Here is a 19,465-nt window from a genome sequence, read left to right on the forward strand (position 1 = left end):
GCCGGGCGGCTCTTCCCCGCCGCTTCGTCCGGCTACACGCGCACGCTGCCTGTCAACAGCATCTGCATCAGCGCTTTTTTGACCGCCCGCAACTGCTGCAGCCTCGCTTCCTCGATGTTGCGCTTGGAGAGGACGCTTTTGATCCCGGCCACGATTTTTTGCTGTTCCTCCAGAGGGGGGAGGGGGACGAGCATCGTCTCCACGCGCTTCAAGCCCAGCTTCGGCACTCCTGTCACGCCTTTTAGCACTGCAATCTGCCGCTGGCAAAATTCCGAGCCAAGGGCAAACATCAAATAGTCGAGATCAACCTGGTCGCTCGTCGGCGTAATTTTCGCCGCGTTTTCCGTCAACAGCGCACCGTCGAGCGCGTCCGGGACTCTGCCCGCCACGCCTAAATAAATGCCTGCGATCGACAAGTAAATATCGCGTCTGGAGATGGTGTAGCGCTTGATTTTGCTGTAAATCTCTTCGGTTGCGTACTTGAGCTGCTCCATCCGCACCGTATGCTCGCCAAAGTCGGATACCCGTATATACGGATAAGGAGTAACGGTGTCTGTCAGGCTGCTGCCTTTTGGCACTCGTTTTCCGCCCTTGACCTTGGCGATCTCCTTGAGCCTGACCAGCGACCAGCCTTCTGGAATCGTGCCCATTTTCGTCTGGACAAACGCCGTGTGGCCGATTCCTTGCGTAAAAAGTTGCTGCGTCAACCCTTTTTTTACAACCTGCACCTGGGCGATAATCGCGTCGGTCTTCTCGATGACGGCATCGACGGAGGCGAGAATGGCCGCTATTTTTTGCTGCTCCGGCAGGGGCGGGTAGCAGATCGGGATGGACTCCAGTTGTTTCGAGCTGATGTTGAGCTGGGCCACGCCCGCCGCCATGGTCAGCACCTGGTCGCGAAACCGTTTGGAGGTCACCACGAATTTCAAATACTCTCTGCACACGAGCGCGTCATCCTTGACTTGCAATCTCCCGACGCGCTGGTTGAGCAGCGCGGGCAGATCGTCTGCGTGCACTTCGGCGAAATTTTCAATACTGCCAGACATCCCGAGCAACAGATCGCCTGGCTGGAGCACGAACGACTTGAACTTCTCAAGAGCGGTTTTATCGAGGCATTTCGCCTGCGACAAGTCCAGGCGGCCGTTTTTCATGTTGCTCATCCGCACGACAGGAACCCCTTTGTCCACAAACGCGGTCGAGGAAAACGGATAGCCGCCTTGCACGCGCACGGCCCATCCGAGCGGCCCTTTTTTCCATTCAGGCATCGTACCCCAACTCCTTCAGGAAACGGAGCATTTTCCCCTCTACCTCGCCACGCTCTGCCTCCAGCGCGCGCAGCTTGGCCAGAGCTGCCCCTACGTCGATCTGCGCTTCCTGCTCGGACAAGTCGATGTAGCGGGCCATGTTCAGGTTGTAGTCGTTGGCCTGGATTTCGCTGTGCTCGACTACCCGGCAGTATTGGTCGACCGCTTCCCACTTTTCATAGGCGGACACGATGTCCTGCACATCGGAGTCGCGCAGGAAATTTTGGTTTTTCCCTTCCTGATAGCCGCTTGCGCCATTCAGGAAAAACACTTTCCGCTTTTTCGCCGCCTCTTTGTTGCGGTTCAAAATCAGGATGCAAGCGGGAATCCCCGTGCCGTAAAAAAGGTTGGGCGGCAAGCCAATCACTGCTTCTATCAAGTCTTCTTCCAGCAGCCCCCTGCGGATGGCCGCCTCCGCCCCGCTGCGAAACAGCACCCCGTTTGGCACGACCACCCCGGCCTTGCCGTTTGGCGCAAGCGTCGCCACCATGTGCTGCACAAAAGCGAAATCGCCCTTGTCTTTTGGCGGCAGTCCGAAGCGAAACCGGGCGAGCGTGTCCGTCCTTGCTTCTTCCAGCCCCCAGTTGCTCAGGCTAAACGGCGGGTTGGCAATGACGCGGTCGTACAAAATGAGCTCGCCATCTTCGAGCAGCTTCGGCTCGCGGATCGTATCGCCTTTTTCGATCCGGTGGTCCCAAAGGCCGTGCAACAGCAAATTCATCTTGCAAATCGCCCACGTCTTCAAATTGCGCTCTTGTCCGTGCAGCGTAATGCGCTGCGGATTGCCGCCTGTTGCCTTGATGTAGTCCACCGCCTGAATTAGCATCCCCCCGGAGCCTGCCGTCGGGTCGCACACGCGCATGCCTTCCTCCGGCTTGATGAGCCTCACGATCAATTCCACCACTTTGCTCGGCGTGTAAAATTCTCCGCCCTTTTTCCCTGCATCAGCGGCAAACTGCTTGAGCAAATATTCGTAGGCTCGTCCCAAAATATCCGGCTCCGACAAGTTGCCATTGCCGAGGTCAATCGCGGAAAAATGCCGGATCAACTGCTGCAAAAGCTTGTCCGGCAGCCTTTCCGTATCGCTGAAGTCGATTGTCGCCAGAACGCCGCGCAGCACGGGATTTTCCGCTTCGAGCGCGGCAAACGCCTCGTTGATCGCGGCTCCAATCCCTTCTGTCAGCGCCTGCAGTCTGTGCCAGCGCGAGTTTTCCGGGACGACAAACAGGTGAGCGTCCCGAGTGTGTTTGTCGCCATCGCCGACGCCATCTCCGCGCTCCGGGGGATGCTGCTCGGCTTCGCTGAAAACATCGTGCAGCCGCTTGAGAAACAACAAGCCGAAAATGTAGTTTTTATAGTCAGCGGAGTCAATGCTCCCGCGCAAAATATTGGCACATTCCCACAAATGGGATTCTAGCTGCGGCAGCGTGATCTTGAACATGATGACCTCCTTTTGTTCCGCCGTTCTGGCATTCGCTTTTGGCCTGTTCCTCCCGCGAAAAGCATGGTCAGTCCAGGTCAAAAGTTCATCGTCTGTACCGATTTTTTGTCTATTATAGCAGGCAAGGCGAGGGGCGCGGCACCACTGAGCCGAACAGAAAAACCACTATTCGCAAATAGTGGCTACTGACAATTTTTTTGGTGCAAAACGTCTCCGTGGCTGGCGGGTAGCAGCACTCTGGCCCGGCCTAGCCTTGAGCCCGCTGCTCGGCATACGCCGATTTTGCCTGCGAGATGTACGCGAGCAAGTTCGAGTCGAGCGCCAGCGCTCTTACTGCCGCAAATTCCTCATGCGTAATGAACTCCCCGTGTGCAGCCCGATTGCGCAGCCCGTGCAACGCTTTCAGCTTGTCCCCCAAAAGCTCGATGCCGTCGCTTACGATCGGAACGTGCTCGTTTTGCAAGTATTCACACAGCTCTCGCCACATCCGTTTTTTCGGAGCGGTCGCCCCTTCGTGAAAAGAGATGACATCCCGCAGCTCCTGCTCCAGCAAGCCGAAATAGTTCATCGCCAGTCCCGTGTACGAGATTTTGTCGGCTGACTTGCGCGGTGTCGACGATTCCTGGACGAGAGCCGTCGCCAACGTTTTCAACGACTCCTCGCGCAATCCGGTGAGCGTGTGGGCGTAGGATTCATATTCGTTCTCAATCTCGTCGAGCGAGTGCCAGTCAAAGTAAATCATGACCTCACTCTCTTCCTGATCCAGCCCGAACGCCATGTCGTCACTGAACTGCAATTCCCAATCGACCAGTTGGTTGCCCGTATCGACAAACAGCTTGACGCTCCACAAATCGGCCTGTTCCTCGATGCCCCGTGCAACCGCCTGATAGCAGCACTCCATGATGACTTTCATCGCTCCGTAATCGGCCGTATCGTGTTCGCCCATAAACGCATACTCTGCCAAAATGCTCTGCGCTGCATTGCGGACCAGAATGCGCTCCGCTCTGGTCAAGGCAGGTACGGCCTTTACCTGGTTCCGCGCCGCTGGAGGCAACCCTTTCATTTCCAGTATCTCTCTGACTGCCTCAAAATAATGGCGCTCGCCTTCATCCACCAGCTTCAACAGATCGGTTGCCAGAAAGCGGATCATGTCATCGCGCTTGTGCTCCCGTCTCAAATACGTTCCCATCTGGTCCATGACAGCCAACGCAAATTCGCGCATTCCTTGCAAAGCGTTGTGCGAGGTAGTTGCGGGCTGGAAGTATTCGTTTTGCACTTGTACTTCGGCAAGGGAAGGATTTTGGGACAGTGCCAACCATTTTGCTTCCTCTTTAGGCAAACAGCATATTTTGTATTTTTTGCCCGAACCGCACGGACACGGCTCGTTTCTGCCGAACATAGACACTGACCATTCCCCCACGTCTGGTTTTCGTCAAATGTTGATCTGACTTTAGCTTATTTTCCCAATCTTCACCAGTTTGTAAACATCATATTTCGCGTGGGGGCAGTCACGCCGCAAGCAGCACATATCCCCCCGCCCAAAACCAGAGGACATTGCCGATCTCCATGATCCCGACTGTTTTTACAGGCAGCTTTACCCCTTTGGCGGCAATCGCCATTTTGACGACTCCCGGCAAAAAGATGACGCTGACAAGCGCGGGGACATGCGGCAAAAAGGGCAGGCAAAGCAAGAGCAAATGATTGCTTCGGTTTTGATAGACAAGCTTCTTCAATTTTTCCATATATTGTCCCAGGACAACGTGTTCCCGGGAAAACAACTGACTAAGCTGCCGTTCTCCATCTGTTTGATAACGCTTCACACGGGTCCCTCCTCCCGCCTCTCTCTTTCAGGCATCGCAGTGACGTGACCGTGCAGGCTGCGAATAACCTTCCACTTGGAAGTATAAGACGCTAGGAAAAAAGCCCGCCGAAACGTCCGGCGGGCTTGTCCTTTGTCTGTCTGCTAGTTTTCCCATGTATCAATCACGGTTTGAATCTCGCGCAAGCTCGTAATCTCATGCGCCGGAACAATCTCGCCCTCCAGCTTCGCGCCGTGCCGGTTGATCCACATGTTGCGCATGCCGACCGCGTTTGAGCCCTGGATGTCGGTCGTCAGCTTGTCCCCGATCATGACGCCTTCCTCCGCCGTGATGCCCAAAAGGCTCATGGCGTGCTCGAAAATCTCCGCCGCCGGCTTGCCTCGGCCGAAATCTCCCGAGATCACGATATGGTCGAAGTAAGCCGCAAGCTCCGGCACCCCTGCCAGCTTTTGTTTTTGCAGATCAGGCGAGCCGTTTGTGAGCAGCAGCAGTTTGTATTTGGCTTTGAGCTGATCGAGCACCTCGAACGTTTCTTCATAGACGAGCGGACGGCTTTTCCGCTCCGCGACGAACATCTCTCCCAGCTTTTGCCCAAGCTCCGCGTCCTCAATGCCAAGAGAGCGCAAGCCGCGCGTCCACGCTTCCTTCCGGTACGTAGGAACGAACGCTTGCAACTGGCGAAACTCCTCCTGCTTTCCTTCCGCAAATTGCGCCCACAGTCCTTCAAACGGATTAATTCCGATCATTTTCGTAAAGGGGAATGCTTCGAAGGCTTCATACATCGCCCGAGCTTCCTTGCGGACCGCAGCTTCCAGTTGCTCCGCATCCACCTCGTAATGCTTGGCGGCTTCTCTACAGGTTGCCTGAAACGCCTCTTTGACACTGCGCTCATCCCACAATAACGTATCGTCCAAATCAAATAAAATCGCCTTGATTGCCATCAGTCTGATTCCCCTTTTTCTCCTCGTAATCTGTCTCTTGTTCTATGATTACGGAAATCTTCTGTTTTATCAACAGACTTCTGCGAAAAGAAAGCCGGATTCTCGGTCGGCATGATATCGGAAAAATCCCGTTAGCGACTGTCGGACGGCGCCTGCTCTGCCTCTGTGATCGGCAAAACCGTCGAATATTTCACTTCTCGCAGGGACAGGTTCGTTTGCAGCCGGGAAATGCCGAGCTGGTTCAGCCGGCGAATAAAGCTGTTCAGCCCCTTCCGATCCTTGATCGCGACTTTCAGCAAGTAATCGTATTCGCCCGTCAGGCAGTGGCCCTCCAGCACTTCCGGCATGGCGCGCAAGGCGTTTTCCAGCGTCTCCAACTGTTCTGCCTGGTGAATGTTCGTGCTGATAAAAATAAAGCACAACAAATCAAAGCCGAGCTTTTCCTGGTCGAGAATCGCCACCTGCCGATTGATATAGCCTTCCGCCTCCAGACGCTTTACCCGTGTGTGCGTCGCAGGCGGCGACAAATTCACGCGCCGCGCCAGCTCGGCATTGCTGATCGTCGCGTCCTTTTGCAGCAGATCCAGAATGTGCAGATCGACCCGATCCAGCACTTTACTGACAAAAGCTTCCATTTGATTTTCCCCTCTTTTGATTATTCGAACAGCGGCACGTTTTTTTCGCGAAAAACAGATGAAATTTTGTCGAAATCCACTTTATGAAGCTTTTATTTCGAATTTTTTCTATTATACAGAATCTTATTTTGCAAGTCTAACGAAAATGTTATGTTCATTAACAAGATGATTATCCATTCTTCCGTTATCGCGAAAAAGGGGCTATCTGCTATGCCAAAAGCTTATGTCTTGCTGCTGCTCACCAGTCTTTTGTGGGGAGGAAACTTTGTCCTGGGCAAGTCGCTCGTGGGGCACGCGTCTCCGCTTACCTTGACCAGCCTGCGCTGGCTGATCGCGGTTCTGTGCCTGCTGCCGATGGTCTGGTGGAAGGAACGAAAGCTGTTGCCGGCCAAAGACTCGATCCTGCCTTTGGTGCTGATGGGCATTACGGGCGTCGTCCTCTTCAACTTGTTCCAGTTTCTCGCGCTGGAGACGACGACCGCGACGAATGTCGGGCTGATTTCGACGTTGAACATGCTGTCGATCTCGCTGTTTTCCTTTGTCTTTTTAAAAGAGCAGATCAACCTGTTCCAGATCGGCTGCATGGTGTTTTTGCTCGCGGGCGTGCTGCTTGTGTTGTCAAAAGGCAACGCGGACTACCTGCTCACCTTGCAGTTCAACACGGGCGATTTGTGGATGCTCGCTGCCGTTGGCGTGTGGGGACTGTATTCCATTTGCAGCAAATGGGCCATGACCAAGACGAGTCCGATGATGTCCATCCTCTATTCGGCTGTTTTCGGGCTGGCGATCCTGCTGCCTTTTAACCTGGCTGACTTTACCGTATCCAACCTGAATGCGTCCTTCGTCGGCTCCCTATTGTACACCGGCGTGATTTCCACCGTCGTGTGCATGGTGCTGTGGAACATCGGGGTGCAAAAGCTGGGCGCCACTACATCAGGCATTTTCCTCAACTTCAATCCGATCTTCACGTCGCTTTTGGCCTTTCTATTCCTCGGGGAACAACTGACGTGGATGCAAGGAGTGGGCGGTATTATGGTGATTGCCGGATGTTTTTTGTTCTCCTCCGGGAAAACAAAAGGCAGCGCGACAAAGCCGTCCGCTGCCGGAGAGGCGTGAACGCGAGAAAGCCGTCCCTGACAGGAACAGCCAAAAAACAGGCAGTCGGCTCCCCGCGAACCGACTGCCATTTTTGCTTGAACGCTTTTTACGGGTTTTCGTAGTTTTTTAGCGGCATGCCTACATATTCCCGGAAGGAGCGAATCCGCTCCCCCTCGAATTCAAAAACGATGGACAGCTCATTGCGGAAAGGTTTGCCGTTCAGCAAGCCTTCCGAGCGAAATACGACCATCCCGTAGTTCTCATTCTCCAGCTCGATCAGCGAAGCGAGGCTCATCTGAAACACAGAGCGTTCAAACCTGACTAATTCCTCGAACCGCTCTCGGCCCTCCTGCTTCTGATTCCACCCATCCAACGGGAGCGGAACGAAGAAATGAAAGTCATCCGTCACCTTGTCAAGGAAATCACCTGTATATCCTGTTTCCAGCGCACATCTAAAGGCGTCAAACGCTTCACGGGTTTTCATCCTGACCACCCTCCTTTTATGATGTGACCCTGCTTCGTTTTTTGCATCCGAGTGCAAGATCTTCACTGGATGAGCTTGCGCTGGCTGGAAATCGTCCCAAGATGGATTCCTTCGTGAACCAGGGCAAAGTTGAACAGCTCGCCTGCGGTATCGAATTGGAAAGGCCCCATGACATACGGCGCTTTCAATGGTGCATCCAGCCTCTCAGGCGTCAGCTCGGATAGGCGGGAAAGCTGCAACGTTAGCAAGGAGAGCAATTCTTCCTTGCTCGGGGGCTCTGTCGTCCACGAAGACGGTTTTGTACCGGAGGCAAACAGCCCTTCATACTGATCCGGAATCAAGGACGGAGTATCAAAACAGAGCGTGGAGTACCGATCCATCCAATAGATCATGTGACCGACATTCCAGCGGATGGTGTTGTCGAAGCCCTTCGGCTGTACATCGAGCTGTTCCTCGGCAGCGACTTGCCAATCTCTCACGTAAATAAAGTAAGCTGTTCATGCTCACTCAGCCGCAGCAATGAATACGGATCATAATCACGGAAATAAGCGTGTTTGATCTCCCGCTCCTTCGTCATAATCAAAGCGTCGCCACTAGCAGAAGCGCGCAAACGGCAACTGTAAACAACAGGAAAATAATCGCGAATGAATTTTCCCTCCGCATGAGCGGTCAGGGCAATGAGCTGGAAGCCTAATTCGTTGGCAATGAAGAAAACAGGGTCCAGCACGTGTTCACTGGATGCTTTCCCGAACGGATTGTCCACGATGACTGTCCGATAACGCTTGCCCGTTTGCTGGATACGCTGGCGCTTTTCCGCCAGGTAGTTGAGGATGCCCAAAAAGAGCGTCATGTTCTTGCTCCACTTTTCTCCGCCAGACCACTTGTTTGACTCTTCCCAGGACGAGAGCGCCCCGCTCACTTGTCCGTCTTTGCTGACCTTCCGACACTTTACACGAATGCTGTCATTGCCCATGACGATGCCGAGAAGCGATTTGGACTGCAGGGAGGCGTAGATAAACTTCTTCATTTTTCCTGCGTCTTCTTTCCCTTCCACATCCTTAAACTCGTCCCCGTCCAGCCGATTCAACATCCAGTCAACGTGCTGACGGAGTAGCTGTTTTCCGATCTCCTCTTTCCACTCCGGAACGTGGAAGCTGTATACTTCCTTCCTGCCGCTCTCTACCTGGACACTCGTTTTTTTCGGGATCGTCTTCAGTTCGACGGCAATTCGCTGCAAGTGGGTGTGCACGATCGTGATGAAATCTTGCAGTTCTTTGTCCCGCCCTTGCAAGTTATCCTCCAATACCCGGATACTAGTGGCGATCGTCCTGGTCAAGGTGTCTGCCCATTCCTGTACCTCGGAAAATTCCTGCTTGTTCTGAATTCCGGCCATGGCTGTGTACCGCAATTTGTTATTCCGAATCTGCCTTTCGCAAAATTGCTTGAATCGGTCCTTTTCAGCCATGACCTTCCTCCATTCCTGCTGTTCAGTCTCCTGTTTCTGGGAGAGCACCCGGATTCGTTTTCGCGCCACGGCCAAGCGCTGGTAAGGGAAAGCGAGCAACTCTTCTTCCCGTACCGGGACATCGGTAACGGCGGCTTCGGCAAAACGGTAAACCTCGTTCTTGGCCTCCAGCTCCCGGATCGTGTCCTCCAGTTCTTTGACTGTTTGGCGGAAGCCCTGCTCCTGCGTCAGCAAATACTCTTGTTTTGCTGCCGTATCCGCTTCCTCCTGGTTCAGCCTTTTCAGCGCGTCGTTGAGATCGCCTTCAAACCTTTCCAGCGGCTCATCTCCAAATCGCTCTCCGTACTTCTCCATCAATGTCACAAGGCGGCCGTTTTGCTCAGACAAACGATTGCTCCGCTCTTCCGTCACAATACGCTGGGCCGCGACCCCTTTTTTCAATTCTGCGACCTTCCTGACTATACGTTCGTACTGGACGTCTCCATCCACCGGATAGACGACCGGATGTTCCAGCGGCTGATCCAGCTTCGCCAGCACCAGATTCATTCCGCGCTGATTCGCTTCGATCTCCTTCGCCAGACGCTCGGCCTCCCTCTCTAATTCTGCCCGGCTCGCTTGCCGCTCCCGCAACCTATCTGTCAATTGCTCTCGCTCGGCACGCAACCTTTCGAAGGAGAACCGGGGAGTGGCCGGCGGGAACTCTCTCACCTGTTCATAGAGCCATTCCCCGCGAAGATGTGCCAGGGCCGTGGTCTTCTCTTCCCGCTCTTCCTGCAGTTCTTGCTCTTGCGCCTCCAGCGTTTTCAACGCCCTGTCCAGGGCCTGCAAGTTTTGCTTCAGCAGTTCCGCCTCGCGCACGAGCTCATCCTCTTGTCTTTTTGCCTCCTCCCATACTTTTTTCTGCAGCATATACTGGTTCGCCTCTTGCAAACGATAGCCCAAAGTCTGCTCCAGTCCTTTTTCTTCGGACAGCTTCTCCGTATAATGCTTCCTTTCTTGTTCGATCTTCTTGATTTGTTCCGTATGATTCGCGATGTCCTTCTGGCATCGTTCTTTTTGCGCCTGGCATTCGTCCCGCTGCCGCGTCCAGTCTGCGTACCGTGCCTGCGGATAGTCTGCGTAAAAACAGAGCAGCTCGCTTTTCAACTGGTACAGCTTCTGGTACTCGGTTTCCTTGTCTTTGCGCGCTTGAATGACTGCAGCCGCTTTTTCTTGCAACTCCCGCTTCCACTTCTCAAACCGTTCGTGATCCAGATTGTCCTGCCAATGGCTCGGGACGATTTGGCGGTAAGAGAATGCATACTCTTCGCCTGCTTCCAGCCATTTGCGCGCTTCCTGCAAGGAAAGGAGGATGACAGGACTGCGGAGCTGGTCGGCATGCTTTTGCAGCCTCGCTGCCAGTTGTTCGATTTCCTGTTCGGTAGTAATCAAGGCTGCTGCCCAATAAGGGAAGCGGGCAGTGAGCGCTTCCAGAGCGATCTCTCCACGTTGCAGCACCTCTTGGAGAAACTGCGGTCCAGTCTCCAAATAGTGAAACGACTCACTCCATCTGACGACGAGCGCGGCCAATTCGGGATCGGCCGCATACACGCCGCTTTCAGCGTATTCATCGCTCAGCCTTGTCACTTGTCGCTCCCGCGAAAATGCCTCTTCTTTTTCCTTCTCCAAAATCGCGACCTTGTCCATTACCGTTTGGGTTACGCTCTCCTGTCTGGTGTAGAGCGAATCCAGGTAGGACAGCCTGGGGATGTGCTCGATCAAGCTTGTCAGGACGCTTTTTTGCTGCTTCTCGGCTTCCGTACACCGCAATATCCATTGGTTCGCTTGCTCTTGCCAGGCCATAAGCTCCTTGCGAGTTTCCTCCAGCCTGCTTTCCAGCTTGGCCTGCTGCTCCTCGCACTCTTTGATGTGCTGTTGGTAAAGGCTTTGGTTCTCCTGATTTTTCCTCAGCTCTTCCTGCCAGACAGGAATGAATTCTTCGACCGTTTCGCGAAGTGGATTGCTCAAAATATTTCCGGCAATTCTCTGCTGCTCTTTGGACGCACCTTCCATCCGCTCTCGCAAGGCCGCTTGCTTGTTCTTATTTGCCTCGAGACGTTCCCGCTCTTGTTCGCTTTCGTTTCGTTTGGCCTTTTTTTGCTGGAGCACACTGTCCAGTTGGCTGCGGATCATGCTCTCCTGCTGTTTCCATTCTTTTTCCGCCTGGTCGTAGTACCCGCGAATTTCTCTGTTCGTGCGCCCAAGCGCTTCTTTGATCTGGGAAACGTCCTGTTCTTCATCCAGCCTCGCAATCTGGGATTCGGCCAATGTCAGCTTTTCTTCGGCCACTTGCTTTTGCGACTGGTATTTGGCATATTCCAGGGTGTACTGGTGGCGTTCCGCCCTTTCGGCTTCCAGCGTCATTTTTTCAAGCTTGCGCGATTCCTCGCGCCATTCGGCACCGTATTGCTTCACGACTGCTTCCTGGGCTGCAATATCCCGGGATGCCTTTTTCCAGTTTAAAGTATGCTTTTTTCTCTGCAATTCGGAAAGTTGCCCTGCGATTTTCTCGGCTTCCGCTGTTACCAGCAAGAGTTCGTTCCGGGCGTGCTGAAACAGTGCCTTCGTCCATTCCTTTTCCCGTTCCAGCAACTCTCTCGATTCCTGATACGTGGCAAACACTTGTTTATACTGCTGCACGGACCTTTCCAGCAGTTGACACTCCTGGATTTGCATGCGGAGCTGCTTGCTTTGCTTGAACTGCTCTCGCTGTTTTTCAAAAATTTCCGCAAAAGCCTGACCATTGTTGCCGCTGATTGCCTCTTCCACCGTAGGGATCAACAACTGCGACACCAATTGGTCCGTCGTCTTGCAGTCGTCAAAAAAAATCTCCACGCCGCCTTCCGCACCGTTTATCGTCGCTACTTTACGCCATTCGGCGGGAATCAACTGAAAGTGTTCTTCCAGATAGGCATGATACTCCCTGATCGTCGCAAACGTACGCGCGTTCATATGCCGAGAACTCATCTGCGTGTAGTATTCCTGCATTTCTCCTTTATCTGCCGGTCGCTTTTTCCCAAACGCCCCTTCTCTGGAAAAAGGAAGCTCATCGATCGCATGCGGATTCCCCTCTTCATATTCATACACATAGCGCAGCGAATCGAGGTCGTTGTTGTGCAAAAACAAGGTGACAGCGGTCAAAGCGTAACGGCGAGGAGAGTCGTTGATAATCCATTCAATAGCAATATGAGCAGGAGTGCCTGCCAGCGATAACGTCTCCCTGATTTTGCGTCCCGCCAGCTCTTGATGCGGCAGCACGGTTTGCAGGGCCGTCTGGATGAAGACGGTTTTCCCTCCGCCATTTTCAAGCAAAATCGCGCCGTTATGCCCGTCAAACACGAACAGCTCATCATTATAGCGCTTGCTTCCTCCCTCATAGATCACATTGGTAAAGCGAATTTTGGAAATGACAGGCATTTACGCTCCCTCCTTCTGCTTCTCCTGCCCGGAAATGAAGTCCAGAATTCCCCGATTGTAATCCACGTCCATGTAGTAGCGCTGAATAATCGTCTTGGCTTTTTCCGTGAGCGTCAGCTCCTGGTTCCCTAGATCCGCGATCAGACCTTGTTCTCGCAAAAAATTTTGGACGATAGACAAAAAGCCCAGGCGGCTGTTCGTCCGTCCATCCTGCTGCCTGGAAGACTCACGTAAGTCATCAATGGCCTCCCATTTCTCCACCAGCAGACTCCAGTTATATTCATACTCGGCGTCAAGTGCTTGCAAGCGCTCCGGACCATGTTCCTTCAACGTCTGGATACGGGCGTCGATGCTTTCCAACCAGCTTCCCAAGGTGATAAAATCTCTCGTCATTTCCGTTGAGTGGTAGCTGTCGTAAAACTCGCCAAACAGAATGAGGATAGCTACGTACATCATGTACAAATCAATGTTCTTGGCTTTGGCGGGCAAGTATTCTTTTTTCAGCGAAGCATTTTTCAAATGGAACGGAGAGCTTACCGCGAGCGGAACCATGTACAGCTTGTCCCCCGCAGGAATGACGGCACAATCCACTTCGCGTGCGAACTGCTCCACCAGCCCTCTGATTACGTCATTGCCCACATACATTCTCATGCTTTCCGTATCTGCCTGTCCGTCCCGGCTAAGTTGAGAATAGATGCGAAAGGCCGTCAGAACCTGCTCGTTGTCATACATGGGAACTCTCCTTTCTGCATACCTTCATATCTTGTATTTCAAATCGCTTCGTAAGCTGCAAGCGTTCCTCTAGCTCAATCACCTCGATGCGCTGTCCAGGCTGCAGCAGGGCGAGCACTTCCCCCAGCAAGTGATGGTCTTCCTCTTCGTGCGCCTTTTGCAACGGGGAACGCTGATGTACGAGCAACCAGAAATCATAAAAGGAACGATGCTGCAGCCAATGTTCATGTCCGTTTTCCCGCATATGCCGGGCAACCTGCGAAATCGTAGCCTCTCCTTGTTCATCGAGAACAGTGAGGACATAGCGCATGATTTTTCCAAAGTTTTGCTGCTGGACGATCGTCTGCTCCTGTTCCGCTTCATCGGTTACCTCTTCAAAATCGCCCTGACCTTCTTCCTCGAGTTCGCCCCCTACCCGCTGTTTTTCAAACACAGCCAGCGGCGACCAGCCTGTATGTTGCTCCAGGGAAAGAAACGGCGCAAGCAATGTTCTCGTCGCGGTCAGAGGCAGAGGGGAAGCGATCAGGCGAGCGACGATTTCCTGGTCAAAATTGAAAGATTGCAAAGCCACATGGTATAGCGTCTCCTGTGCCGCCTGGAGAGCTGTCGTTTTCAGCACGATGCTGTCTTTCAACAGTTCCGTATGGGCAAAGTGCACCTCTCCTAGTTCCCGATCAATGCGTAAAATATATTCATACGCCCGGTGTTCTTTTTCTCCTTTGCGCTCATACAGAAGCCGCTCTTTCGTTTCATCGACAAACCCTTGCAGTTCGTGAAACTCTTCATGCTCTCTCGCAAGACGCAGATGGATGTCTTCAATGACTTGCTTGTAGCGCACATACGTCTCTTCCGAAATAATGTTGCGCTGCACTTCATGCTTCATCCGCACCATGCGTTCCTGCAAAGCTTCCACATCGATCCGCATCTCGCTGATTTGCCGCAGCGCTCCTCCGAACTCACCTTTTTCCAACTGTTTTCTCAATAGCAATTGATTAATCGACAAATGAAACTCCCGGAAAAACTCCTTTGTGGCAAAAACCAGCTCTAGCCCGTCTTCGTCGAGGGAATAATACTGCTTGTTGGCCGCTATATCTCCCCGCTCTGCTTTCAAAATCGAAAACTCCACCTTGTCCATCTGCCGTGTCTCCCAGTTATAAAAGCTCCGGTGGTTGCGTTTGCCACTGGCGGGCCGGAACGTCTCAATAATCGTTCGGGCGATCTTTTCAAATCCCTCATCCTCTAGGTCGATCTCCTCCTGGTTCATCTGCATGAGAAAGGCGGCAAGCTCTTGCACCCCGGTCTTTTTGTTGCGGATTAACATATTTTCAAAAAAGAACAGCAGAGCTAACAACCCCAGTCCAAACATATCGATAGGCCGCTCTTGCCGATCTTTTTCCCGCTTGGCATCCAGCTTGTGCAAAGGATCAAACAACGCAAGACGCTGGATGCGCTCCTTGTAGTCCTCCAGCACACTTTCCAGCCGTTCATGCTCCACTCCCTTTCTCCTCCCTTCTCTCTGCTGCCGAATCAAGCAGCCTGTTTCGCAGCGCTTCTGCCGGGATCGCTTCTTGCGGCACATACTCTTTGTTTTTCAACAAGGCCGAAACCTGCGTTCTTTCTTCTTCCGAAAAGAACGAGATGAACTGTTCAATCGCGTTTCCGTTCACGCGCTGCCCTCCTTTTCCGGTGGATGCTTGCTGTCGCAACAATGCCCGATACAGTTCAACTGCCGGCACGGCCCCGCATTTTTGAGAAAGCGCGTGCCAGATCGCCAAACCTTCATGATCGAGGTCGCCAAAATATTCAAACTGATGACGCGCATCCCGCCCCACTCCCAACTGCTCTGAAAGGCCGTCAATTCCGGAAACAACCTTCCAACCGGCTCCATAAATCAAAGTCGCATAGGGAAGCGAAGACAGGATGGGCAATATCGCATAGTAAGTGGTTTTATTCTCGACGATCAAGTGCCGATAGATACCCTGTTGTTCTCCTACCTGTTGCAGATGGACCGCAAACATAAGCGGATCGGGCATAGCTGTAACCTTCAACTGCTCCCACACGCCGATCGCCTCCAGCAGCTTGCGCCCTCCTTTCTCATCGATCCACTTTTCGTCCCCGACCAAGTGAAAGGAACGCTCAGGTGCCGTCGCTTCGCTCTGCGGAAATCCCCGTTGCGTGAGGTAGTCATGCACTTGCTGGATGTACGGCAAATCTTTGCTCCATCTGGATTCAGCAAGCCGAAAATAGACGTCCAGCCTGATACTCGGATGAAAGCACAACTGTGCTTGTTTTATTGCTTGCTTGATCGGCTGAGAAAGGACGGATTTCTGGATGCGGTAAGCCATAGGGAGTGGCGGATTTTTGGCGTTCGTCCCGGAACTTCGAACGGGGATGAGGATCTGGTTGTCGAGCAATGTTTGCATGGCTCGGTGAAATTGCGGGTACGTTGTCTGCGGATCAGCCCATGTTTCAAACTGGCCGAGGGATATTTTTGTGCTTTTATAGGACTTTAGATGCTTGATAAATGTATCGTACATAGAATGAAATCACCCTTTTTATATTATAGGGCAAGGGAACAAGGAGAGGCAGGATTTTTTTTGGGGGGGTGTTTTTCTTTTGCTTCTAGGGGAAAAGAGCGTTTGAGTGAGGGAAAAGTCTTTTTACAGCGGTGAGGTTCATACACAAAACTTTTTACGCTCTCTCGCAGAACTGCTCGAACATAATCGTTTTTTCCGTTCAGCCTAATTTTTAGCGATAAAAGCCGTGATCTCTCCCGCCTCTTTGCCCGAATCCGACCTGTCCATCGATTCCTTTTACCCGCTCGGGCCAAAAAGGCCAAGTGCAATGCAAGCAAATCCAATCGCGGCAATGATGTTCATGCGCTTAAAAATGCGTTTGGCTTCATCCTTCTTCTGCTGGGCATCCTTTCGCATCCCTACGAACGCCATCACAATCGCAATGAAAACGGCAATGAACCCAATTGGCAATAACAGTACAAAAAACACGCTGTTTCCTCATTTCCTTATCGTTTACGGCGTCTTCTCATATCGCTGCCTGTGCCATTGTACCATGAACCTCCAAGGAGAGCCATTTTCAAAACCCTCCGATAGAATGGTGGTATCGAATCCACAGCCTACCTGCCGAACCGATTTTTCGCTTGGCAATCTTCTGGTGTTTCACGGTGAATAGTAATCAAGCGCCAGTGGGCTTCCGTCAAAGTTTCCGGAAATTGTTGCAGTGACAACCGTTTCCCCATTTTTTCTACGGCATTTGCCACATCTGTTTGAATCAGCAAGTTCTTATTTATGTCAACAATATGCAATTCGATAACCGAGGAGCCGTGGACGTGACAGGCCAATCCTTCATCATAGAGTATGGCATCTTCTGTAAAGCACTTGGCAAGCAGATTGCTATCATAAGAGTTGGATGCCTGAAAGTACGTTTCAATCGCTTCTGGTAATTGTCCATTCATTTTTGGGATACCCCTTCTTTTTGGCAAAGAATGTAGATGGTTCGAACAACTCCTTCGTCAATTGTATGCTCTACCCCGATAACGATCACTCCATGGCCTTGTTTAAGCATTGACGGCAATAATCCCCGATCTAGCCGGACAGCCGCGAACAAATTCGTCTCGAATACCAACTGCCAATCCGCATCGCTTTGCGCGAGCGCTCCGCCGATTGGAGCAGGAGAGGCGCCAACGTTGTTTACCCAAATATCAACGCCCCCAAACCGTTCAAGAATCTCGTTTACAATTTGGGTTGTTCCGACATTCTCTCTGTAAAAAATTGCTGCGTTATCTCGATATTGGACACGCGTGAAATTTTGAAAATGCTATACTCAGAGGTTAGGGAACGGTCTTGAGATGAGGAAGCCTTTGCGGGAGCATTGCGGACAGTATAGTTGAAGTCGCCGGCTCAAGGCCGATCCAATAAAGAATGGCGGTGAATGATGATGGGCGAATTTCTATGCAGAACGGGTCCGGGACCTCGTGAGGAGCACGCCGTCTGGTCGGACTGGCCGTCACTGGTCACCAGGTTCGGTGAATTTTTGCAACAGGAAGAGAGGACGAAGCGCTATAGTGCGGAGCACCAGAGCGCCAGGGAAAAGCTGGCTGCCCTAGATGGAACGATGGCCTGCGGGTGTAGTTGAAATCGTCGAGGAACCAAGACCACGATCGGGGTGTGTCAATATGGCTCGTGAAGCAAAGGCCAGCGCAGCTATCTGCCGCTGAACGACTTCCTGACGCATTTGTTCCAACAACTCCCGCAGCTTTCAGATCCGCAAAAACCCAGAAGCGGGCACGGGGTCGACATTCATTGGTTAGCACCGGGATAGACGGTAGTCAAACCCTATCTACCCCAGCCTATTGAAGTTCCTGTGATCGCCAACTCCTGACCAGGAAGGCATTCTTCTTGTTTTTCGTATACTTGGCTCTTCATGAGATGTTTCCATTCACGCCTGCCTGCGACAGGCGACTGTACTACCTAGAAAGCCTTGTCCCGACTGGGGATTTCACGCGATTTCCGCGAACCTCGTTTGTACGGTCGTATAATACGCAGCGACGTATGCCCAAACTCCCCCAAATCCCAGCAACGGCAGGCATTTGCGAACCTCCCTGAAAATCGCTGTGAGCCTTGGGTTCGCAAATGCAAAATCCACTGCTAAATCATCAAAAACCCTTCCGGATCATACCCTTGTTTGGCACCGACGTGTTCGACCTTCCCCTTCCAATTAGCACCCAGCCGATAGAAGCGCAAGCTGTCTGTCTCCGGCTCTATCATCCTTTTCAGTTTGATATGCAATTCCTTCAGTTGCTGCGGATCAAGCAAACATTCAAACACCGAATTCTGCACTCGCTGGCCGTAATTTTCGCATGTTTTGGCAACCTGCCTCAACCGTCTTTGCCCGTCGGCAGAGGTTGTATTTACATCGTAAGTAATCAACACCATCATCCCACATCACCCTACTTCCAAAAAATGGCGGATAATCATCCAGATCGCCGCGCATGTATCTCGCCAACAGCATCGCTTGCGCGTAAGGAAGAAGTCCGACGGCTATCTTCTCCTCAAAAAATGGATGATAAATCTCGTCCCGCTTGCGCTGCTGCCACTCCGTCAAAACAAGCTTTCTGGCCTCATCGTTCAAAATAAACGCCCCAGACTCCTTCTCTACAAAGTCATCCTTGGTCACCTGTTTCCGGTTAATGAGCGTCAGCGCCGTTCTATCCGCCATATAGACCCGAAACTCCTCCATCAAGTCCAGCGCCAGACCGTTCCGCCCCGGGCGATCCCGATGCAAATATCCGGCTTGTGGATCAAGGCCGACCGTCTCCAGTGCATGCGTAACATCATTCGCGAGCAGCGTGTACAGAAAAGACAGGAGCGCATTCACGCGGTCCCGAGGAGGCCGTTTCACTCTGCCCCTAAACGCGAAGTCCTCTTTATTTGCCAAAATTTGCTCCGGCAACACTGAAAAGTAATGCCGCGCCGCCAGTCCTTCGATTCCCCTCAGTTCATCCAGCGACTTTGCCTTGACGACTTCCCGCATTTGTCGATCCAGCCACGTCACAACGGATTGACATTGCTCCGCTTGAATCCGTTCTGCGTAATCACGCAGCGTACGCTTAACGGATACTCTTGCATTGACAAGCTTGGAATAAACGAACCGTTTTGCCAGCAGCAGCGACTGCTCCTCCCTGTCACACCAGCGGTACTGCGTGCGCCGCAGATGAATATTGCCGGATACCTCTCCCGTCACCCGTGCCTTGAACCGGCCTGTGGGCGTCAGAAACACCAGTGAAATTCCGTTGTCCACACATAAGTTCATCGCTTCCGGACTGACGCCGACGTAACCGAAAATAACAATCGACTCTAACTGAATGCGCGGCACCTGCAATTCTTTGGCACCATCAGCGCGATGCCAGTCAACCATGCATCGCATGGCAAACGAGCCTATCATGCCCTCCCCTCCATGTAAAGCCGCCCACGTAACCATCTGCCTGTTAAAAACCCATTTACACAAAAAAATTTACATTCCCTCAATGTCTAGCACGGGTTATGGTGATGAATCAATATTATGTATGGCAT

General features: G+C 52.4%; 18 protein-coding genes. 1 reads left to right on the top strand and 17 read right to left on the bottom strand.

Annotated elements, in window-relative coordinates; translation table 11 throughout:
• Positions 1-32: 32 nt before the first annotated feature.
• The 6 genes from AC3WJN_RS02890 to AC3WJN_RS02915 all read right to left on the bottom strand — a co-directional run bounded on the left by AC3WJN_RS02890 (position 33) and on the right by AC3WJN_RS02915 (position 6,141).
• Positions 33-1,265 carry a restriction endonuclease subunit S gene (locus AC3WJN_RS02890; RefSeq protein ID WP_005829141.1) on the bottom strand — a complete coding sequence of 411 codons (1,233 nt, stop codon included), beginning with the start codon at positions 1,263-1,265 and terminating at the stop codon, positions 33-35.
• The gene (locus AC3WJN_RS02895; protein ID WP_005829142.1) at positions 1,258-2,745 is read right to left on the bottom strand and encodes a type I restriction-modification system subunit M; all 1,488 of its coding nucleotides are present in this window, start codon (positions 2,743-2,745) and stop codon (positions 1,258-1,260) included. Before AC3WJN_RS02895 ends, AC3WJN_RS02890 begins: the two co-directional genes overlap by 8 nt.
• A 247-nt stretch (positions 2,746-2,992) precedes the next feature.
• Positions 2,993-4,144: an SEC-C domain-containing protein gene (locus tag AC3WJN_RS02900; protein WP_005829144.1), complete on the bottom strand. Its 1,152-nt coding sequence runs from the start codon at positions 4,142-4,144 to the stop codon at positions 2,993-2,995.
• Positions 4,145-4,253: 109 nt separating this feature from the next.
• The gene (locus AC3WJN_RS02905; protein ID WP_492329223.1) at positions 4,254-4,565 is read right to left on the bottom strand and encodes a hypothetical protein; all 312 of its coding nucleotides are present in this window, start codon (positions 4,563-4,565) and stop codon (positions 4,254-4,256) included.
• A 143-nt stretch (positions 4,566-4,708) separates the two neighbouring features.
• Positions 4,709-5,506, bottom strand: a complete 798-nt coding sequence (locus AC3WJN_RS02910) for an HAD family hydrolase (protein WP_007784720.1) — start codon at positions 5,504-5,506, stop codon at positions 4,709-4,711.
• Positions 5,507-5,637: 131 nt separating this feature from the next.
• Positions 5,638-6,141, bottom strand: a complete 504-nt coding sequence (locus tag AC3WJN_RS02915) for an Lrp/AsnC family transcriptional regulator (RefSeq protein ID WP_005829150.1) — start codon at positions 6,139-6,141, stop codon at positions 5,638-5,640.
• Positions 6,142-6,351: 210 nt separating this feature from the next.
• On the opposite strand from AC3WJN_RS02915, the gene AC3WJN_RS02920 reads away from it, so the two are divergent.
• Positions 6,352-7,257, top strand: a complete 906-nt coding sequence (locus AC3WJN_RS02920) for a DMT family transporter (protein WP_035317401.1) — start codon at positions 6,352-6,354, stop codon at positions 7,255-7,257.
• Between the two features lie 88 nt (positions 7,258-7,345).
• Here the strand turns inward: AC3WJN_RS02920 and AC3WJN_RS02925 are convergent, their stop codons facing one another.
• From AC3WJN_RS02925 to cas1c, 11 genes are all read right to left on the bottom strand, one after another.
• Complete coding sequence (locus AC3WJN_RS02925) at positions 7,346-7,723, bottom strand: nuclear transport factor 2 family protein (protein ID WP_007784723.1); 378 nt, start codon at positions 7,721-7,723, stop codon at positions 7,346-7,348.
• A gap of 62 nt (positions 7,724-7,785) precedes the next feature.
• Positions 7,786-8,202, bottom strand: coding sequence for a DinB family protein (locus tag AC3WJN_RS02930; RefSeq protein WP_007784725.1), 417 nt, complete (start codon positions 8,200-8,202; stop codon positions 7,786-7,788).
• Positions 8,199-12,644 (bottom strand): coiled-coil domain-containing protein, encoded by a 4,446-nt coding sequence (locus AC3WJN_RS02935; RefSeq protein ID WP_007784727.1) that lies wholly within the window; start codon positions 12,642-12,644, stop codon positions 8,199-8,201. Before AC3WJN_RS02935 ends, AC3WJN_RS02930 begins: the two co-directional genes overlap by 4 nt.
• Complete coding sequence (locus AC3WJN_RS02940) at positions 12,645-13,376, bottom strand: DUF6063 family protein (protein WP_005829158.1); 732 nt, start codon at positions 13,374-13,376, stop codon at positions 12,645-12,647.
• The gene (locus tag AC3WJN_RS02945; RefSeq protein WP_005829160.1) at positions 13,369-14,871 is read right to left on the bottom strand and encodes a hypothetical protein; all 1,503 of its coding nucleotides are present in this window, start codon (positions 14,869-14,871) and stop codon (positions 13,369-13,371) included. Before AC3WJN_RS02945 ends, AC3WJN_RS02940 begins: the two co-directional genes overlap by 8 nt.
• A complete protein-coding gene (locus AC3WJN_RS02950; RefSeq protein WP_327953955.1) occupies positions 14,861-15,436 on the bottom strand; it encodes a Wadjet anti-phage system protein JetD domain-containing protein in 576 nt (191 codons plus the stop codon). Before AC3WJN_RS02950 ends, AC3WJN_RS02945 begins: the two co-directional genes overlap by 11 nt.
• A 753-nt stretch (positions 15,437-16,189) precedes the next feature.
• On the bottom strand, positions 16,190-16,381 hold the full coding sequence (locus tag AC3WJN_RS02955) for a hypothetical protein (RefSeq protein ID WP_007784731.1): 192 nt from the start codon (positions 16,379-16,381) through the stop codon (positions 16,190-16,192).
• Positions 16,382-16,509: 128 nt separating this feature from the next.
• The gene (locus AC3WJN_RS02960) at positions 16,510-16,848 is read right to left on the bottom strand and encodes a hypothetical protein (RefSeq protein WP_005829166.1); all 339 of its coding nucleotides are present in this window, start codon (positions 16,846-16,848) and stop codon (positions 16,510-16,512) included.
• Positions 16,845-17,165 (bottom strand): SDR family NAD(P)-dependent oxidoreductase, encoded by a 321-nt coding sequence (locus tag AC3WJN_RS02965; protein ID WP_081494716.1) that lies wholly within the window; start codon positions 17,163-17,165, stop codon positions 16,845-16,847. The genes AC3WJN_RS02960 and AC3WJN_RS02965 overlap by 4 nt, the downstream gene beginning before the upstream one ends.
• A gap of 875 nt (positions 17,166-18,040) precedes the next feature.
• Positions 18,041-18,331, bottom strand: coding sequence for a CRISPR-associated endonuclease Cas2 (gene cas2 / locus AC3WJN_RS02970; protein ID WP_025846424.1), 291 nt, complete (start codon positions 18,329-18,331; stop codon positions 18,041-18,043).
• Positions 18,213-19,337, bottom strand: coding sequence for a type I-C CRISPR-associated endonuclease Cas1c (gene cas1c, locus AC3WJN_RS02975; protein WP_005829172.1), 1,125 nt, complete (start codon positions 19,335-19,337; stop codon positions 18,213-18,215). The genes cas2 and cas1c overlap by 119 nt, the downstream gene beginning before the upstream one ends.
• Between the last annotated feature and the right edge of the window lie 128 nt (positions 19,338-19,465).

Source organism: Brevibacillus sp. FW306-2-1A-C05A (assembly GCF_058781555.1).